Source organism: Nocardia africana NBRC 100379 (assembly GCF_001612635.1).
Classification (GTDB): domain Bacteria; phylum Actinomycetota; class Actinomycetes; order Mycobacteriales; family Mycobacteriaceae; genus Nocardia; species Nocardia africana.
Genome location: NZ_BDAV01000012.1, coordinates 349,928 through 368,136, shown reverse-complemented (window position 1 = coordinate 368,136; position 18,209 = coordinate 349,928). Strand labels below are relative to the sequence as shown.

At 67.8% G+C, this 18,209-nt stretch carries 17 protein-coding genes and 1 tRNA gene; 6 read left to right on the top strand and 12 right to left on the bottom strand.

Annotated elements, in window-relative coordinates; translation table 11 throughout:
• Positions 1-18: 18 nt before the first annotated feature.
• Together NA3_RS22930 and crgA are read right to left on the bottom strand one after the other, a co-directional pair.
• Positions 19-537 (bottom strand): PH domain-containing protein, encoded by a 519-nt coding sequence (locus NA3_RS22930; protein WP_084491790.1) that lies wholly within the window; start codon positions 535-537, stop codon positions 19-21.
• Positions 538-625: 88 nt separating this feature from the next.
• A complete protein-coding gene (gene crgA, locus NA3_RS22925) occupies positions 626-889 on the bottom strand; it encodes a cell division protein CrgA (protein WP_062965671.1) in 264 nt (87 codons plus the stop codon).
• 82 nt (positions 890-971) lie between these two features.
• Here crgA and NA3_RS22920 point away from each other — a divergent pair, with 82 nt between their 5' ends.
• The 3 genes from NA3_RS22920 to NA3_RS22910 all read left to right on the top strand — a co-directional run bounded on the left by NA3_RS22920 (position 972) and on the right by NA3_RS22910 (position 2,917).
• Entirely contained in the window at positions 972-1,610 is a 639-nt protein-coding gene (locus NA3_RS22920) for an aminodeoxychorismate/anthranilate synthase component II (RefSeq protein ID WP_062965670.1), read from the top strand.
• A gap of 91 nt (positions 1,611-1,701) precedes the next feature.
• A complete protein-coding gene (locus NA3_RS22915; protein WP_062965669.1) occupies positions 1,702-2,427 on the top strand; it encodes a RibD family protein in 726 nt (241 codons plus the stop codon).
• Complete coding sequence (locus NA3_RS22910; RefSeq protein WP_227995423.1) at positions 2,411-2,917, top strand: deaminase; 507 nt, start codon at positions 2,411-2,413, stop codon at positions 2,915-2,917. Before NA3_RS22915 ends, NA3_RS22910 begins: the two co-directional genes overlap by 17 nt.
• 9 nt (positions 2,918-2,926) lie before the next feature.
• On the opposite strand, the gene pknB is transcribed toward NA3_RS22910, so the two are convergent.
• From pknB to NA3_RS22875, 7 genes are all read right to left on the bottom strand, one after another.
• The gene (gene pknB, locus NA3_RS22905; RefSeq protein ID WP_062965667.1) at positions 2,927-4,828 is read right to left on the bottom strand and encodes a Stk1 family PASTA domain-containing Ser/Thr kinase; all 1,902 of its coding nucleotides are present in this window, start codon (positions 4,826-4,828) and stop codon (positions 2,927-2,929) included.
• Complete coding sequence (locus NA3_RS22900; protein WP_062965666.1) at positions 4,825-6,327, bottom strand: protein kinase domain-containing protein; 1,503 nt, start codon at positions 6,325-6,327, stop codon at positions 4,825-4,827. The genes pknB and NA3_RS22900 overlap by 4 nt, the downstream gene beginning before the upstream one ends.
• Positions 6,328-6,409: 82 nt before the next feature.
• Entirely contained in the window at positions 6,410-7,876 is a 1,467-nt protein-coding gene (locus NA3_RS22895; RefSeq protein ID WP_062965665.1) for a peptidoglycan D,D-transpeptidase FtsI family protein, read from the bottom strand.
• Positions 7,873-9,357, bottom strand: a complete 1,485-nt coding sequence (locus NA3_RS22890; RefSeq protein WP_062965664.1) for an FtsW/RodA/SpoVE family cell cycle protein — start codon at positions 9,355-9,357, stop codon at positions 7,873-7,875. Before NA3_RS22890 ends, NA3_RS22895 begins: the two co-directional genes overlap by 4 nt.
• A complete protein-coding gene (locus NA3_RS22885; protein WP_062965663.1) occupies positions 9,357-10,844 on the bottom strand; it encodes a PP2C family protein-serine/threonine phosphatase in 1,488 nt (495 codons plus the stop codon). The genes NA3_RS22890 and NA3_RS22885 overlap by 1 nt, the downstream gene beginning before the upstream one ends.
• Positions 10,841-11,308: an FHA domain-containing protein FhaB/FipA gene (locus tag NA3_RS22880; RefSeq protein WP_030516711.1), complete on the bottom strand. Its 468-nt coding sequence runs from the start codon at positions 11,306-11,308 to the stop codon at positions 10,841-10,843. The genes NA3_RS22885 and NA3_RS22880 overlap by 4 nt, the downstream gene beginning before the upstream one ends.
• Positions 11,309-11,494: 186 nt before the next feature.
• Complete coding sequence (locus tag NA3_RS22875; RefSeq protein ID WP_062965662.1) at positions 11,495-12,928, bottom strand: FHA domain-containing protein; 1,434 nt, start codon at positions 12,926-12,928, stop codon at positions 11,495-11,497.
• Between the two features lie 280 nt (positions 12,929-13,208).
• Here NA3_RS22875 and NA3_RS22870 point away from each other — a divergent pair.
• Positions 13,209-13,291 (top strand) — tRNA-Leu (locus NA3_RS22870).
• A gap of 237 nt (positions 13,292-13,528) precedes the next feature.
• Here NA3_RS22870 and NA3_RS22865 read toward each other — a convergent pair.
• A complete protein-coding gene (locus NA3_RS22865) occupies positions 13,529-14,536 on the bottom strand; it encodes a GlxA family transcriptional regulator (RefSeq protein ID WP_062965661.1) in 1,008 nt (335 codons plus the stop codon).
• A gap of 78 nt (positions 14,537-14,614) precedes the next feature.
• On the opposite strand from NA3_RS22865, the gene NA3_RS22860 reads away from it, so the two are divergent.
• Positions 14,615-15,238 (top strand): TetR/AcrR family transcriptional regulator, encoded by a 624-nt coding sequence (locus tag NA3_RS22860; protein ID WP_062965660.1) that lies wholly within the window; start codon positions 14,615-14,617, stop codon positions 15,236-15,238.
• Positions 15,239-15,250: 12 nt separating this feature from the next.
• Here the strand turns inward: NA3_RS22860 and NA3_RS22855 are convergent, their stop codons facing one another.
• Both NA3_RS22855 and NA3_RS22850 read right to left on the bottom strand, forming a co-directional pair.
• Positions 15,251-15,589, bottom strand: a complete 339-nt coding sequence (locus tag NA3_RS22855) for a GNAT family N-acetyltransferase (RefSeq protein WP_062965659.1) — start codon at positions 15,587-15,589, stop codon at positions 15,251-15,253.
• A gap of 711 nt (positions 15,590-16,300) precedes the next feature.
• On the bottom strand, positions 16,301-17,293 hold the full coding sequence (locus tag NA3_RS22850) for a stage II sporulation protein M (protein WP_062965658.1): 993 nt from the start codon (positions 17,291-17,293) through the stop codon (positions 16,301-16,303).
• Positions 17,294-17,376: 83 nt separating this feature from the next.
• On the opposite strand from NA3_RS22850, the gene NA3_RS22845 reads away from it, so the two are divergent.
• On the top strand, positions 17,377-18,207 hold the full coding sequence (locus tag NA3_RS22845) for an RDD family protein (RefSeq protein ID WP_063917678.1): 831 nt from the start codon (positions 17,377-17,379) through the stop codon (positions 18,205-18,207).
• The last annotated feature ends 2 nt before the right edge of the window (positions 18,208-18,209 follow it).

Sequence of the window (18,209 nt, the reverse complement as noted above, 5' to 3'; positions counted from 1 at the left end):
CTGCGGGTGGTCCGGTCGTCAGCTGGTGTGGGGGTCGGCGGGAACGAGACCGTGCACGGTCATCACATCCAGGACATCCTGAGGATGGGTACCGAGGTCCCAGCGGCCGAAGATCACCAGCCGCTCCTCACCCTTGTGGTCGACATCGAGTTCCAGATTGGGAATGCTCCGCCCGAGCCGCCGGAAACCGACCACCCGTGCCCGCAGAATCTGGTCGGGTTCGTAGGTGACCGGGCCGAGCAGGCCCCGAACCACCAGGTGGGCCGGTTTGCCGGGCACGACGGTCAGGCGCGGGCGTTGACGGAAGCCCAGGCCGGCCAGGCACAGCAGCAGTGCCGCACCCAAGCCGATCAACAGCCGGCTCGGTGCGTCGGAGGCGAACGCGGCGGCCACGGCCAGCGCCACTCCGCCGAGGGTCACCGCCGCCAGGGCGGGCGCGGGCGTGGACCACTTGAGCCGGGGCGCCGGCTCGGAACTGCCGAATTCCGGGGTGGATCCGGGGCGGTCGGACTCGGGGTGTTCGGGCGGTGTGCTCACGGTCCCCAATTGCTCCTCGAGTTGTCCACAGAGTCATCCACAGGTGTGCATGAATCACACGCGTGTAAGAAGGATCAGGGGTGCCCGATCAACGCCACCGCATCGTCATGATCAGGCCGATCACCATCAGTCCGAAGCCGATGAGGAAGTTCCAGGCGTTCAGATCGCTCATCCACCGGATGTGGTCGGCGCCCAGGTAGTAGACCAGCAACCATGCCAGACCGGCCAGCATGAAGCCGAGCATGATCGCCACATACCAGACCGGCGACGGCCCGCCCTTCACCTTCACCGGGGTGCGGCTGGTCGGGTTGATCGTGTAGTCGGTCTTCTTGCGGACCTTCGACTTGGGCATGACGTCCTCGTATTCGGCGTGCAGGTCTGCCTAAAGGCTATCTCAGCTGCGTATCGGTGGTGGCGCCACGTACTCTCGAACCATGCGTGTTCTGGTCGTCGACAATTACGACAGCTTCGTATTCAACCTGGTCCAATATCTGGGTCAACTGGGTGCCGAGGCGACCGTCTGGCGCAACGACGACCCCCGATTGCAGGACACCGATGCCGCGGCCGCCGATTTCGACGGCCTGCTGATCAGCCCGGGCCCGGGCACCCCGGACCGCGCCGGCGCGAGTGTCGAACTGGTCCGCGCGTGCGCCCGGAACCGGACTCCGCTGCTCGGAGTGTGCCTGGGGCATCAGGCGATCGGAGAGGCGTTCGGCGCGACCGTGACTCGCGCCCCCGAGCTGCTGCACGGCAAGACGAGTTCGGTTTTCCACATCGGTTCCGGAGTGCTGGCCGGGCTGCCCGATCCGTTCACCGCGACCCGCTATCACTCGCTGACCGTGCTCGAGGACACCTTGCCCGGCGATATCGAGGTGATCGGGCGGACCGAGAGCGGCATCGTGATGGCCATGCGGCATCGCGACCTGCCCATCCACGGTGTGCAATTCCATCCCGAATCGGTGCTCACCCAGGGCGGGCACCGGATGCTGGCGAACTGGCTAGAGGTGTGCGGCGAGCGGCCGGCCGAGGGCCTGGTCGAGACGCTCGAAGCCGAGGTCGCCGCACTGGTCTGACGGCTCGTCGCGCCGCCCGCGAAAGCCGTACCGTGACAAGGAGTTTGCGCATGCATGACCCCGGCGCGGTCGTCGTGACCCGGCGGCGCTGATGGCCCGGCCGTACGTCGTGCTGTCGGTGGCCACGAGCGTCGACGGATATATCGACGACGCCGGTCCGCACCGATTGCTGCTGTCGAATGCGGAGGATTTCGATCGCGTCGACCAGGTGCGTGCCGAGGCCGACGCCATTCTGATCGGCGCCGAGACCCTGCGGCGTGACGATCCCCGGCTGTCGCTGAGCAGTGAGCGGCGGCGCGCGGCTCGGATCGCGGCGGGCAAACCCGAGTTCCCGGTGCGCGTCGTCGTGAGCGCGAGCGGTGACCTCGATCCCGGGCAGCGGTTGTGGAAACAGGGCGGGGACCGGCTGGTCTATACGACCACGGCCGGGCGTGCGCGGCTGGGCGATCGGCTCGCCGGACTCGCCGAGGTCGTCGCCCTGGGTAGCTCCGTCGATTTCGGCGCGCTGCTCGACGATCTGGGCGAGCGCGGGATCGGCCGCCTGATGGTCGAGGGCGGCGGACGTATCCACACCGCGTTCCTCGCGGCGGATCTGGCCGACGAACTGCTGATGGCGGTCGCCCCGGTGCTGGTCGGTGACAGCGCGGCCCCGAAATTTCTGCATCCGGCCGACTTTCCCGGCGGTTCTCGGCGCAGAATGGCTTTGGTGGATATCACTCGTCTCGGAGACATCGCAGTCCTGCGTTATCTGCCGAGACAGGCACCGTCCGATGGGAGTTCGCCGACGATGGAGACCTCCGGTGACAACCGAATTTGATGCGTGGGAGTCGGTCGAGTCGGCCAGTCGTGTCCCCGGCCGGCCGGGGGCGCACCGATTCTGGATGCATCACGCGATCGGCCTGGCCCGGCTGTGCCCGCCGAGTGCCACCGCCTTCTCCGTCGGTGCGGTGATCGTCGGCCCGGACGGCGTGGAACTCGCGCACGGCTACTCCCGCGAGACCGACGCGAAGGTGCACGCCGAGGAGTCGGCGCTGAACAAACTCGGCGCCGATCCGCGCCTCGGACAGGCCACTCTCTACAGCACGCTCGAACCGTGTTCGACCCGGGCCTCGGCCGGGCGCGCCCCGTGTGCCGACCGCATCCTGGCCGCCGGACTTCCGCGCGTCGTCATCGCGTGGCGGGAACCGCGCACCTTCGTGGAGAACTGCGTCGGCGTGGAGAATCTGCGCGAACACGGCGTCGAGGTGATCGAACTGCCCGACCTGGCCGAGGAAGCCATGTCGATGAATCGCCACCTCGCGCTGTGATTACCGGGATCAGGGCGGTCCCAGTACTCCGGTGACGATCGTGATCGTCGCATTGCGCGCCACCGACGAACCCGGTCGCGGCTGCTGATCGATCACCCGGCCGACATTGCTCGCGTCGAACGTGCCCTGGGTGCTCTGGCTGATCTGCCCGACACCGCCGGTCCAGCCCACCGAGCGCAGTTTGTCCACGGCCTGCGACGGGGTGAGGCCGGTCAGCGACGGCATGGTGATCTGATCGCTGGACACCTGAACCGTAATGGTCGAACCCTTGTCGGCCATCGAGCCGCCGGCCGGATCGGTGGACAGCACCTCACCCGCGGGCCGGGACGAGCTGACCTTCTGGATCACGACCTTGAACCCGGCGCTGTCGGCCAGATTCGGTTCCGCCACGTCGATCGACTGGCCCACCACATCGGGCACGCGAACCTGGTCCGGCCCCTTGCCGAGGGTGATCGTCACCTTGGAGCCGGCATCGATCTTGGTTCCGGCAGCGGGGGATTCGGCGATCACCTTGTCCTTGTCCTCGGGACTGGAGGCACCCCGCTGGATCTGGGGATCGAGCAGCAGCCCGGCCGCGTTCAAATTCTGCTCGGCCTGCTGCTGAGTGAGTTTCGTCAGCTGGGGTACCGGCACCTGCTGCGGTCCGGTGGAAATCTGCAGGGTGACCGTGGATCCCTTGTCCACGCGGGCGCCGCCCAGCGGCTGCGTCGCGACCACATTGCCGCTGGCGACCTTGCCGTCGGGTTTCTGCTGGATGGCGACGCCGAAGCCCAGCTTCTCCAGATCGCTCTGGGCTTCCTGGGCGGGTTTGTTGGCCAGATCGGGGATCGCCACCTGGTCGGGTCTGCTGCCCGGACCGATCAACACCCAGAACAGCGCGACCAGCACCGCGACCGCCGCGGCCGCACCGATGCCGATCCACAACTTGCGTCTGGACCCGTCGGATTCGGGCTCCGGCTCGTCGTCGCCGTCGTTGCGTTCGACCGTGCGGTAGCTGCGTGGTTCGGGCTCCATGCTGCCGAGGAAGGTGGTGCGGTCCTCCTCGGTCATCACCATCGGCGCCTGCGGTTTCTGGCCGCCCAGCACCCGGATCAGATCGGCACGCATCTCGGCCGCGGACTGATACCGGTTGGCCGGATTCTTGCTCATCGCCTTGAGGATGACCGAATCGAGTTCACGCGGAACGCCCGGATGAACCAGCGACGGCAGCTTCGGATCCTCGCGGACATGCTGGTAGGCGACCGCGACCGGCGAATCACCGGTGAAAGGTGGCTGGCCCGTGAGGATTTCGTACAGCACACAGCCGACGGAATACACGTCGGACCGGGCGTCGACCTGCTCGCCGCGGGCCTGTTCCGGTGACAGATACTGCGCGGTGCCGATCACCGCGGCGGTCTGGGTCATCGGATTCGAGCTGTCCGCGATGGCGCGCGCGATGCCGAAGTCCATCACCTTCACCGCACCCTGGCGGTTGATCATGATGTTGGCCGGCTTCATGTCGCGATGCACGATGCCGTTCTTGTGGCTGAAATCCAGTGCGGCACAGACGTCGGCGATGATCTCCATCGCCCGGCGCGGCGGCAGCGGGCCCTTGCCGCGCACGATGTCGCGCAACGTCTCGCCGTCGACGTACTCCATCACGATGTAGGGCAGCGGGCCGCCGTCCACCTCGGCCTCGCCGGTGTCGTACACCGCGACGATCGCCGGATGGTTCAACGCCGCCGCATTCTGCGCCTCCCGCTTGAACCGCAGATAGAACGTGGGGTCGCGCGCGAGGTCGGCGCGCAGTACCTTGATCGCCACGTCGCGACCCAGCCGCAGGTCACGAGCCTTGTGGACCTCCGACATACCACCGAATCCGATGATCTCGCCCAGTTCGTAGCGAGAAGACAGATTCTTCGGGGTCGTCATGGCAGTCCTTGTGAGGAGGTGTCAGGGTATCTACTGCTGTCGGCTTCGTGCGTGCCGCCGGCCCCCGGTAGCGAATCGCCGGCCCCCGGCAATGGTAGGTCGAGCGAGGGGTAGGACGGGCGTGTTGTGGGGCGTGTGGTGCGGGTCGGCCGCTCCCGGGTGGTGGTCGTCGGCGGTGCCGTGGTGGTCGTGGTCGGCGGGGGTGTGGTCGTCGTGGTCGGCTCGGGGGTCGTCGTCACCACCGGCGGCGGGGCCGGTTGGGTGGTGATCGTCGGCTCCTCGGTCGTGGTCCATACCGTGGTCGGCGGCGGCGGAGGGGCGACGACGGAGGTGGTCGACTTCACCGGCGACACCGTCGAATCCGGGGCCTTGCCGCTGAGCAGCACCCAGGCGGCCAGGCCGCCGAGCAGCACGGCGCCGGCGCCGAGCCCGGCCATCACCTTCTGACCGGTGGTGAATCCCGACTTCTCGGCGTCGTCCGGGCCGCCGGGCCCGGGCATCATGGCCGTCGAACCCGCCGCCGCGCCCACCCGGGCCGGTTCGGCGGCCGGGTAGCGGACGGTCGCGCCGTCGTAGTCGCCGCGCGGAATCACCGCGGTCGGGCCGGGCGGGAGCACGCGAGTCGCGCCGGTCTGCGGGACCGCACCTCCGCGTGGCGGCGGGGGACGGCGACCGGCCCGGACCGCGGCCACGGCATCGGCGAATTCGCCGCCGCTGTGATAGCGCCGCGTCGGATCCTTGGTCATCGTGATGTCGATCAGCTCACGCACGTTCGGCGGCAGATCGGCCGGCATCGGCGGCGGCGCTTCGCGCACATGTTTCATCGCGACCGTCAGCGCGCCGTCGCCGGTGAACGGCCGATGACCCGACAGCGCCTCGTAGCCGACGACGCCGAGCGAGTACACATCGCTGGCCGAGGTGGCGTCCTCGCCGGTGGCCTGCTCGGGAGCGATGTACTGCGCGGTGCCCATCACCATGCCGGTCTTGGTGACCGGTGAGGCGTCGACCGCCTTCGCGATGCCGAAGTCGGTGATCTTCACCTGCCCGGTGGGGGTGACCAGGATGTTGCCCGGCTTCACATCGCGGTGGACCACGCCCGCGGCATGGGCGACCTCGAGGGCGCGGCTGGTCTGCTCCAGCATGTCCAGACCCTGGCCGACCGAGAGCCGGCCCAGCCGGTTCAGCACCGCGTTCAGCGGTTCGCCCTGGACCAGCTCCATCACCAGATAGGCGGTCTCACCACCCTGCGGATCGTAGGTCTCGCCGTAGTCGTAGACGCCGGCGATACCGGGGTGGTTGAGCTGTGCGGTGGTCTTGGCCTCGGTCTTGAACCGATGCCGGAACGTCGGATCCGCGGAGAACTCGGCCTTGAGGACCTTCACCGCGACCCGGCGGTCCAGGCGGGTGTCCAATGCCTCCCACACCTGGCCCATGCCGCCCGTGGCGATCAGACGTTGCAGCCGATACCGATCGGCGATCAGGGCACCGTTGTTCAGCATGGCCGCCCCCGTCGGTAGGTTCGCCGATCACGACGTTGTTGCATATCCACCTGGGGTCCTGGTCCTCGCTTACTCATCGTCTTCAGCCCCCCTGCAATCCGGCATCCAGCACCGCCCGTGCCACCGGCGCCGCCACCGAGCCACCGGTCGCTGCCAGCGCGCGGTCGCCGCCGTTCTCCACGATGACCGCGATCGCGATCTTCGGGTTCTGCGCCGGCGCGAACGCGATGTACCAGGCGTGCGGCGGGGTGTTGCGCGGGTCGCTGCCGTGTTCGGCGGTGCCCGTCTTGGAAGCGATCTGGTAGGGACGCGGCTGGGTGCCCCCGGCCGTGGCCTTCTCCGAATCGATCATCAACCCGGTCAGCTGGCTGGCCACCGGGGCGCTGATCGCCTGCCCGACCGACACCGGTTTGGTGGTGGACAGATCGCGCAGGTCGGGTCCCTGGGTCCGGTCGATCAGATGCGGTTCCATCCGCACACCGCCATTGGCCACGGTAGCCGCGATCACCGCATCGTCGAGCGGGGTGAGAGCCACGTCTCGTTGTCCGATGCTGGTCTGCGCGAGCGCCGCGTTGTCCGGGATCGGCCCGACCGTGCTGTCGGCCACCGGAATCGGAATGCCCGAATGCGGGCCGATGCCGAATGCCGTGGCCTCGTCCTTGAGTTTGGCCGCACCCACCTTCATGCCGATCTCGGCGAAGGCGGTGTTGCACGAGAGCCGGAACGCGTCGTGCATGGTCGCGGTCGCGCCGCCGCCACACGTCGAGCCGTTGTAGTTCTCCAGCGTGGTGTTCGTCCCGGGCAGGGTGATGTTCGGTGCCGCGGTGAACGCGTCCTCCGGCTTGATCCCCATCGACAGCGCGGCCGCGGCGACGACGACCTTGAACGTCGAACCGGGCGGATACGTCTGCGACACCGCACGATTCAACATCGGCTGACTCGGGTCCGCGCTCAGCGATTCCCAAGCCTGGGTGGCACGCGCGCCGTCGTGCGTGGACAGCTGGTTGGGGTCGTAGCTCGGTGTCGACACCATGGTCAGGATGCGGCCGGTGCTCGGTTCGATGGCCACCACCGAACCGGTGTAACCCTTGCTGGTGAGCTGGTCGTAGGCGACCTTCTGCATCATCGGGTTGATGGTGGTCACCACATTGCCGCCGCGTGGATCGCGGCCGGAGATCATATCGACCAGGCGGCGGCCGAACAGCGCGCTGTCGGACCCGTTGAGCACGGAATCCTCGGAACGCTCCAAACCGGTGCTGCCGTACTGCATCGAATAGAAGCCGGTCACCGGGGCGTATGCGGAGGGATCGGTGGGATAGGTGCGCAGATACTTGTAGCGGTCGTCGGTGGCCACCGAACTGGCGAGCACGGTGCCGCCGGCCGAGATCTGACCGCGCTGGCGGCTGTACTCGTCGAGCAGCACCCGGGAGTTGCGCGGATCGTTGCGCAGGCTGTCGGCCTTGATCACCTGGACGTAGGTCGCGTTCACCAGCAGCGCGACGATCATCACCATGACGGCCATCGCGACCCGGCGGAGCGGGGTGTTCATGCCGGCTCTCCCTTCTCGGGTCGGGGCGTCTCGGCGCGGATCATCTCGGTCTGCGCTTCGGCGATCGGCGCGGCTTCGCGGCGGCGAGCCGGTGCCGGCGCACGAGCGGCGTCGGAGATCTTGACCAGCAACGCCAGCAGGGCGTAGTTCGCGAGCAGCGACGAGCCGCCGTAGGACACGAAGGGGGTGGTGAGTCCGGTCAGGGGGATCAGTTTGGTGACGCCACCCACCACCACGAATACCTGAATGGCGATGGTGAACGCCAATCCGGCGGCGAGCAGCTTGCCGAAACTGTCGCGGACCGCCAGGGCTGTGCGCAGGCCGCGCACCACGAAGACGGCGAACAGCATCAGCACCACGGTGAGCCCGATCAGGCCCAGCTCCTCACCGATGGTGGCGATGATGAAGTCGGTCTTGGCGAACGGCACCTGCGAGGGCCGTCCGCTGCCGAGTCCGGTTCCGGCCAGTCCGCCGGTCGCGAGCCCGAACAGCGATTGCGAGATCTGGTAACCGGTGTTGTTGTAGTCGTCGAACGGGTGCAACCACGTCGACACCCGCACCCGCACGTGGCCGAAGGCGTTGTAGGCGAGGAAGAACCCGAGCGCCAGCAGTCCGGCACCGACGATCAGCCAGCCCACCCGTTCGGTCGCGATGTAGAGCATCGCCAGCACCGTCGCGAAGATCAACAGCGAGGTGCCGAGGTCCTTCTCGAAGAACAACACGACCAGGCAGGTCGCCCACACCAGCAGGATCGGGCCGAGATCGCGCGGTCGCGGTAACTCCATCCCCAGGACGTGGCGCCCGGCCGCGGTGAACAGGTCGCGCTTGGCGACCAGCACCGAGGCGAAGAAGATGATCAGCAGGATTTTCGCGAATTCACCCGGCTGCACACTGAAACCGGGTAGCCGGATCCAGATCTTGGCGCCGTTGGTTTCGGAGAACCTCCCGGGCAGCAGTGCCGGGATCATCAACGCCACCAGGCCGAGCAGACCGAGCGTATAGCCGTAGCGGGCCAGGGTGCGGTAGTCGCGCAGCAGCACCAGCACCGCGATGAACAGGGTGATCCCCAGCGCTGTCCACAGCACCTGTTGATTGGCGTCGGGGGAGGGGATCGGCCACGAATTGTGGATCGCGGTCTGCTCGTCGGCGAGATCCAGGCGATGGATCAACACCAGCCCGAGTCCGTTGAGCAGCGCCGCGATCGGCAACAGCAGCGGATCGGCGAACGGGGCGAACCGCCGCACCGCCAGATGGGCGACACCGAACAACGCCAGATAGGCGAAACCCAATTTGGCCAGATCCCAGGTGATTTCCTGATCCTGACTGGCCTCCACCAGCACCAGCGCAACCGTGGTGATGACCACCGCGAAACCCAGCAGCAACAGTTCGACGTTGCGGCGGGTCGAGGGTGGCGGCGCGGGAGCGAACCCGCCCGGTGGACTGGGGAACGCTCCAGCGGACGGCGGTGCCGGTGCGGACATCAGTCCGCCTTCCTGCAGTTCTCCCCCGGAGTCTGAGGGGCCGGCGCCGCGGTGGTGGGTGCCGGCTGCTCGGAATGGGCGGGGGCATTGGTCGGGTTCGGCGCGGGCGCACCCGGGGTGGTGGGCGCAGGGGAGGGTCCGGGCGTGGCGGGAGCCGGGCTGCCCGGGACGGCGGTACTGCCCTCGGCGGGCGGCGGCGGGGCGACCGGCGGCGCCGGCTTGGCGCAGACGGGCAGCAGGTCGGTGGCGGCCAGCTTCTCCAGTTGCCCGCGCGTGGAGTCGAATCCGCCCGGCGGCAGCAAACCGTTGTTGACCTTGTCGCGCCCGGTCTGCTGCAGATCGGCCACCGCCAGCTGCTTACACCCGCTGGGGAAGCCGGCGCCTGGGCGCATGAGGGTGACCTTGTTGTGCGAGTCGACGCAGACCAGCTGGTCCACATCCTGGATCGAATAGCCGAGGACCGAGCCGGGCAGGCCGCGCATGATCACCACGTTGCCGTTGTCGGCGCCCACGTAGTAATTGCTGCGAATCATCTTGTAGCCCACCACGAGTCCGACCACGACGGCCACGACCAGGGCGACGGCCAGCGCGATCCAGCGGCCCTTGTGACTCTTACGCGGCTCGGGCGGTTCCGCCGCGACCGCGGCCCGGCGCGGCGCGGCCCGCGGGGGACGCATGGCGGCCGCGCGCCCGGCGGCGGTGTTGGGCGGCGGTGTGTCCTCGTCCTCACCGGAGGCCGCACCCGCGACGATGGGGTGGCTCTGGCCGTAGTCGAGATCGATCACATCGGCGACGACGACGGTCACATTGTCGGGGCCGCCGCTGCGCAGCGCCAGTTCGATGAGCCGGTCGGCCGCCTCGTCGGTACTGCCCTCGCGCAGGGTGTTGGCGATCGTCTCGTCGCTCACCACGTCGGAGAGACCGTCCGAACACAGCAGATAGCGGTCACCGGCGCGGGCTTCCCGGACGATGAGCGTCGGCTCGATCTCGTTTCCGGTGAGTGCCCGCATGATCAGTGACCGCTGCGGATGGGTGTGGGCCTGCTCCGGGGTGATCCGGCCCTCGTCGACCAGCGACTGGACGAAGGTGTCGTCGCGGGTGATCTGGGTGAGCTCACCGTTGCGGAGCAGGTAGGCCCGGGAGTCGCCGATATGGGCGAGGCCGAGCTTCTTGCCCGCGAACAGGATGGTGGTGAGCGTGGTGCCCATACCGTCGAGTTCGGGTTCCTCCTCGACCTGGTCGGCGATCGCGGCATTGCCTTCGCGAATCGCCCGGTCGAGTTTGCCGAGCAGATCGTCGCCGGGCTCGTCGTCGTCGAGATGAGCGAGCGCGGCGATCATCAATTGCGAGGCCACCTCACCGGCGGCGTGGCCGCCCATGCCGTCGGCGAGCGCCAGCAGGCGTGCACCGGCGTAGACGGAGTCCTCGTTGTTTGCCCGGACGAGACCACGGTCGCTACGCGCTGCGTAGCGGAGAACTTGAGTCACGATCGCAGCTCGATCACAGTCTTACCGACACGGACAGGGGTGCCGAGCGGAACTCGGACGGGGGTGGTGACCTTCGCTCGATCGAGGTAGGTCCCGTTGGTCGATCCTAAGTCTTCGACGTACCAGTCCTCGCCGCGCGGCGATAACCGTGCATGCCGGGTCGAGGCGTAGTCGTCGGTCAGTACCAGCGTGGAGTCGTCTGCACGCCCGATGAGCACCGGTTGGGTGCCGAGCGTGATCCGAGTGCCGGCGAGTGAACCCTGAGTCACCACTAGATACTTGGCGCCCTTCTGGCCACGGCTGAAGGATGGCAGCACCACCGAACCTCGGGTGGGTCGGGGCTGGATCCGAATGCCTGATGCCGCGTAGATGTCGCTGCGCAAGGTGCGAAGCACCGCCCACACGAACAGCCACAACAACAAGAGGAACCCCGCACGGGTCAACTGCAGGATCAGTCCCTGCACGGCGCTCCACCTCCTGTTCGACCGGTCCCGTAGTGGCGTTTCGTCCCCCAACCGGCGTGCTGGTCAGCACGGCCCGGCTGCCGAGCGAATGTTGGCAGCATAATAGGGCCGATGACCGGTTGCGATCACGATACGGGCGAGCGGTTTCCGCGCCCCATCGTGACCTGCACCGGCGAGCTTACGGGATCAGACGATTCGGATCAGGATCTCGGAATGCCCGGCCCGGATCACATCTCCGTCGGCGAGCTGCCAATCCTGGACGGGAGACCCGTTGACCAGCGTCCCGTTGGTGGAACCGAGATCCGAGAGCATGGCGACCTGGCCGTCCCAGCGCACCTCGATGTGGCGGCGGGACACCCCGGTGTCGGGAAGCCGGAAATGGGCGTCCTGGCCGCGCCCGATGATGTTGCTGCCCTCGCGTAGCTGGTACGTGCGGCCGCTGCCGTCGTCGAGGTGCAGGGTGGCGGAATAACCGGACCCGCCGCGCGCGGGCTGCGGGGCCGCGGCGTAGCCGCCCTGCTGCCCGTAGGCCGGCTGCTGTCCGTAGGCCTGATCCTCGGCGCCGTAACCGCCCTGGTCGGCGTAGCCCTGATCGGCGTAGCCGGGGTCGGCGTAACCCTGCTGACCGTAGCCGCCCTGCGCCTGGTAGCCCTGGTCGTATCCGGGCGCCTGGCCGTAGCCCGGCTGCTGGCCGTAGTTCTGCTCCGGATAGCCCTGCTGTTGCCCGTACCCCTGGTCGGCGTAGCCCTGCTGGCCGTAACCCTGGTCGTAGCCGCTCTGCTCGTAACCGCCCTGTTCGTACGCCTGCTGCTGGCCGTACCCCTGGTCGGCATAGGCCTGCTGGCCGTAACCCTGGTCGTAACTGCTCGGGTCGTAGCTGCTCTGGTCGTAGCCCGGCTGACCGTAGGCCGCGCCGCCCTGCTGGTAGCCCGCGCCGCCCTGCTGGTAGTCGTAGCCGTTCTGGTAGTCACCGTAGGCAGGCTGCGATTCCGGCGCGGCGTACTCACCGGCACCGGGGTACTGGCCACCGCGGCCGTAGTCGTCCTGATATTGCGGCGCGGGGCGGCCCCCCGGCGGGGGTGCGTACCCGCGGTTGCGTGGATCGGACTCCGCGGGCTCTCGGCTGGGGTCGTAGCCTGAGTTCTGCGTCATGGGGCCAGCTCCTGGTTGCGGGTGTGCGGGTCGTTGTGGGGGTCGTCCAGGTCGATCGGGCGGCCGGCGCGGGGCCGGGGGGTTCCGGCGGCCCGCATCCGGGTCGACCCGGCCGTGCGTCCTGAACTGTCCGGTGTGCAGCGTAGGGGATGTCTCGAATTCGACGTGCACTTCACCGTAGGTCTGCCACCCCTGATCGCGGATGTAGTCCTGTAAATGCTTGGCGAACGCGCGGGTGGTCAACTCGTGGTCTGCGTCGAGTTCCTGCAGGTCCGTGGGGTTGACCGTGATGACGTAGACATTCGGGGCGAGCAGATGCCCGCCGTCGAGTTCGGTCAGGCGATCCGAGGCCTCGCGCTGCAGCGCCGCTTCCACCTCCTGGGGAACGACGCTGCCGCCGAACACCCTGGCGAAGGCGTCACCGACGGCGCCCTGCAGGCGTCGCTCGAAACGCGAGACGATGCCCATACCGGCCTCCCTTCGATGCCCGCCCTCGTTGCCTACGCTGTATGTGTACGTCAGCTGATCGGTCTGTGTCGTCCGGGCGTCACGATCCCGCGACACGACATGCCGATAGGGCGTGTCGTCGAACGGACACGGTCACTGCATGATATCCACGATCCTCCACCCCTGTAACTCGCGACCGTCCACCCACGGTTCCCATTACCCGAAAATACTCGTCCGCAACCCTCGTGAGCAGGCGATTTCGTGTGGGAAGCGGACGCGTGATACTGTCTTCCAGTCGCTCGGGCGAGTGGCGGAATGGCAGACGCGCTGGCTTCAGGTGCCAGTGTCCTTCGGGACGTGGGGGTTCAAGTCCCCCTTCGCCCACAGAGGAAAAGCCGCAGATCGAATCCGATCTGCGGCTCTTTCTTTTTGTGCGTCGGGCCGGGTACAGCGCCGCCCGAAGTACCGAAACCGCCTGGGCGACGGGGACGCCGGCGTCGCGGAGTTCGGCGGCGAAGGCCTCGCCCTCGTCGCGCAGGACGTCGGCCTCACGGGTGCCCGATCAGTTTCCGCTGGTGGGAGGGCAGCGCCGCCCTAGCTACGGGACGCGAAAACACCGGATCAAGACACGGCGGCCACCAGCGGCGGCTCGCCGGAACCGGTCGAGCGGAACCGGCGCTGATATTTACTGGGCGATATCCCGAGCCGGGCGACGAACGCGCGGCGCATCGCCTCACTACTCCCGTAGCCCGCCGCCATCGCCGCCTCGGTCACTCCGCAACCGGCATGCAGCATGTCGCGGGCGAACCCGAAGCGGATGAAGGCGACGTACTCGGCGGGGGAGCGCTCCAATTCGGCGCGGAAGAGTCTGGTCAGATGCCGCGGACTGACGTTGGCGTGCGCCGCCAGCGTCCGAACGGTATGGGGGAAGGCCGGATTCGCGCAGACGAGGTCGACGACCTTGCGCACCAGCGGGCTGCGCGGCGCCGGCCCGGACAGTGAGGCCGAGAACTGCGACTGCCCGCCCGCGCGCTGCATGTACACCACCATGAGCTGTGCGATCCGCCGCGCGATGTCGGGGCCGAAATCCTCCTCGACCATCGCCAGTGCCAGGTCGACCCCGGCGGTCACTCCGGCCGAGCTGTAAAGGTTCCCGTCGCGCACGTAGATGTCGTCGGCGGCCACGTCGATCGCGGGATAGCGCCGTGCCAGATGTGCGGCGAACTTCCAGTGCGTGGTGGCCCGGCGGCCGTCGAACATGCCCAGTTCGGCGAGTACGAACGCCCCGCTGCACACCGAAGCGAGGCGCCGGGTGTTCCACGACAGCCGCCGCGCCGCCGCAAGGAGTTCGGGCGTCACGAATGTCGAGGGCGGCAGCTCACTGCCGGGAATCACGACGGTGTCGAAGGCGCCCGCGTCGGCTGCCGCGACAGCACATTCGATCCGGGCGCCGATCGAGGTCTGCACACTGCCGCCGTCCGCCGACACCAGCACGACCTCGTATCCGGGGCAGGCCTGGTTGGCCTCGACGAAAACTTCCGCGGGACCGGTGAAGTCGAGCATCTTGACGCCGTCGAAGACCAGAATTCCTACCCGCCGACGCGGTAACTGCGCGAGTTCGAGGCCCATCCCGCCATCATTCTGGAGTGACGCCTCCAGAACAAGCTTTGTGGCCGGTGTCGCAGGGTGATTGATACGGTGGGCGCCATGGGGAGGCCACGACAGTTCGACGAATCGGCGTTGCTCGACGCCGCCACCGAACTGTTCTGGTCGCAGGGTTTCGAGCAGACGTCGGTCGAGGACGTCTCGCGGGCGACTGGCATCGGCAACGGCAGCATCTATGCCGCCTACCGCAGCAAGCGCGGACTGTTCCTCGCCGCCTTCGAACGCTACTGCGAGGGCCGCGCCCGCCTGGTCCGGGAGGTGGTGACCTCGGCGCCCGGTTCGGCGCAGGCGGCCGTGCGCGCACTGTTCGAGGCGATCATCGACGACTGCGTCTCGCAGCCCGATCGGCGCGGTTGCCTGATGCTCAACAGCATCGCCCAGCTCGGCTCCCGGCTGCCCGAGGTGATCAGCATCGGGAATCGGACCACCGCCGACATGGAACGCAGTGTCGCCGAGCGGCTACGCCGCGCCGCCGAGGAATCCGGCGCCGAACTCGATGCGCCGACCCTGGCCGCCTACAGCGCCACGGTGGTGATGACCGCGCAGGGCCTCATTCAATTGAGCCGCTTGGGAACTCCCCTCGGGCGATTGCGTGAGATCGCCGAGGTGTCGAGTCGCAGTCTGTCCGAGGCGTGGAATGCCCCGGTCGCCGACCGAGCACGCTGACGCGGTGTTCGGTCACCGGCCCCGCTGCGTGCGCACGTAGTCGACGGCATCCTGCGTGACCGCGTCGGTGATATCGGCGAATTCGTCGTGCTTCTGGATGTAGCCGGCCACGAACGGGCAGATGGGCACGATCCGCAGACCGGCCTCGCGGGTACGGTCCAACGCCTGCGAGACCAGGGCGCCGGCCAGGCCGCGTCCGGCGAAGTCGGAGTCGATCTCGGTGTGGTAGAAGATCCGCTGCCCGCCGTGGTCGAGATATTCGGTGAATCCGGCGAGCCGATCGTCCACGCTGATGTCGAACCGTTCCGCGGCCTGCGTGACGACCGGGGTGGGTTGCTGTTCGGCGGTCATGGGTCTCAGTATTGCGGCCCGGCCGGTCGGATTCCCGCAGGTTCGGACGAGGACGCGCGTGGCAGTGTGATCTTCGCCGCACTTTCGGCGCGTGACCGGTCGTTATTCGCTTCGGATATCACCCGTGAGAATTTGCCGTCCGAGTTCGCTGTCGAAATAACTGCACAATTCGATGGAAGCGCATACTCAACCATCTGAGAATTACCTGACGGCAGACTTGGAATCTCCGGCGGTAACAAACTTGAAGTTTGTTTGCAGGCTGAGCGAGCTGGGTATAGGGGCCTGACGTTCGGTCGGTTGATGCCCTGACCTGCAGTGATGACCGGCGGGTGAGCAACAGGCGACGCGCCGGGGAATGATTGCGGTCCGAGTGTCCGGCACCGCGAGTAACGGTCGAATTAGCAGAAAAATCCCGGCTACTCGAGCGTTGCGGTATGGCTCCGGCCGCTATTTCCGACCACCCGCCAGGAATTTGCGCATGGTCTCCGGAGATGCTGCCGGACTGCGGGTTTCGGCTCGGTTACGGCCGGGCAGACGGAGTGTGCAGGAGGTTGCGTGGGGATAACGATTGTGTAGAGTCGACGGTAACGCTGGCCGCAGCTGAGCTGGACTCGCTGCGGCCAGTGGATCTCAAATCGGCACTCCGATGATCCTTCGAATCCCTGCCCTCTCGCAAGGGATTTTCTCAGCCTCAGCAGAACCCGCCCGGCGTTAGCTCGGTATGCGCTCGCTCGCATCCGTAGCGGACCGCAACGCCGCTCTTTCCTGCACCGCACGGCGTCCCGGACCGAAGACGTAGGTCAGAAATCCGAGCTCGGCAACCAGCCCGATACCGATTCGCACCGGCGCCGGCCAGTCTGCGGGTGTGACGAAGCCCTCGATCAGACCGGAAACCAGCAGGACCGCCACCAGTCCGAGTGCGATCGTCGCCGTCGCCCGCCCCTGCCGGGCCAGCGCCTCGGCACGCGACGACCGTCCCGGGTCGATCAGTGTCCACCCCAGTTTGAGACCCGCACCACCGGCGACGAAAACGGCTGTGAGCTCGAGCATGCCGTGCGGCAGCAGGAATCCGAAGAACGAGTCGAGCCGCCCGGCATCCGCCATCAGTCCCGCGGACACTCCGACGTTCAGTGCGTTCATGAACAGCAGATAGGCCGCCGGGAGAATCAGGATGCCGGTGAACAACGCGATGGCCGACACCCAGGCGTTGTTGGTCCACACCTGCGCGGCGAAGGCGTCGTGCGGATGTTCGGAGTAATAGGACTCGAAGCGGCCGCCGGGAGCGGTCAGCGATTCCGCATCCGACGGCAGCCCCAAAGTCCTTCGTGCCGAACCCGAACCGGACACCCAGGCGCCGATACCGGCCGAGACGGCCAGAAACGCCGCCGCCACCGAGGCCCACCACGGCCACGCCCGATACACCGCGGCGGGAAACCGATGAGTGAAGAAATAGCCGATCTGCGACCAGGTATCGGTGCGCGCGCCCAGCAGCCGTCCCCGGGCTCGCGCGAGGACAGCGCTGAGGCCGTTGATCAATTCCGGATCGGGCGAATGCGATTGCAGCCGTGCGAGCTGCTGCGAGGTGCGGCGATACAGGGCCACGAACTCGTCGACCTCGGCGCCGGTGAGTCGCCGCTGCGCGGTCAGCCGGTCGAGCCGATCCCAATGCCGCCGCTGCGCGAACGAGTAGGCATCGACGTCCATCGGCTCCTCCTGTGCTCGGCCCGACCTGCCCCTGCCTCCGAAGGCTAGTTCGCACGCGCCCGATTCGGGATACTGGAGCGACCATGGCCGATTTCACCACCGGGGAGGCCGTCTCCCTGCAGTTGCCGATCGCGCGCATCCCGACCCGGGCCGCGGCCTTCGCGATCGATCTCGTGCTGCAGCTCGTGCTCGCCCTGCTGTTGTTGTCGGCCGTCGTCGCCGTGTTGTTCCGAGTCGAACCCGACGGCGCGTGGGTCGATGTGGCCGTGCTGGTCACGATGGTGACCGTCATCGTCGGCTATCCCGTCGTGAGCGAAACGCTGATGCGCGGGCGGACCGTGGGAAAACTGGCGCTGGGCCTGCGCGTGGTGCGCAGTGACGGTGGGCCCGTCGATTTCCGGCACGCGCTGACCCGCGGTCTCGCCGGCGCCCTCGTCGATTTCTGGAATCTCGGCGGGTTCGGTCTGGTCGCGGTGGTCACCTCGCTCTGTTCGCCGCGCGCGCGGCGTGTCGGTGACATCCTGGCCGGCACCGTCGTGGTGTCGGATCGGGCGCGAATTCCCCTGCCCGCCTTGGCCGTCGCACCGCCGTGGCTGGTCGACTGGGTGGGCCGGCTGGATCTGTCCGGTCTCACCGAGGATCTCGCGCTGCCCGTGCGGCGGTATCTGACCCGCTTTCCGCACCTCACCCCGCAGGTGCAGGTAGAACTCGGTGCGGCGCTCGTGGTCGCGGTCTGCGACCGATTGCGAGTGGCGCCACCGGCCGGCTATCCGCCGCTGCAGATTCTCGGTGCGGTCATCGGAGAGCGGCAACGCCGGATTCTGCCGCCGCCGCGTCTGCCCTTCTGGGCGATGCCCCAGCAGTGGGCGCCGCCCGCTCAGCCGTACCCATCGGTGGTCCGGCCGGGAACGTGAAC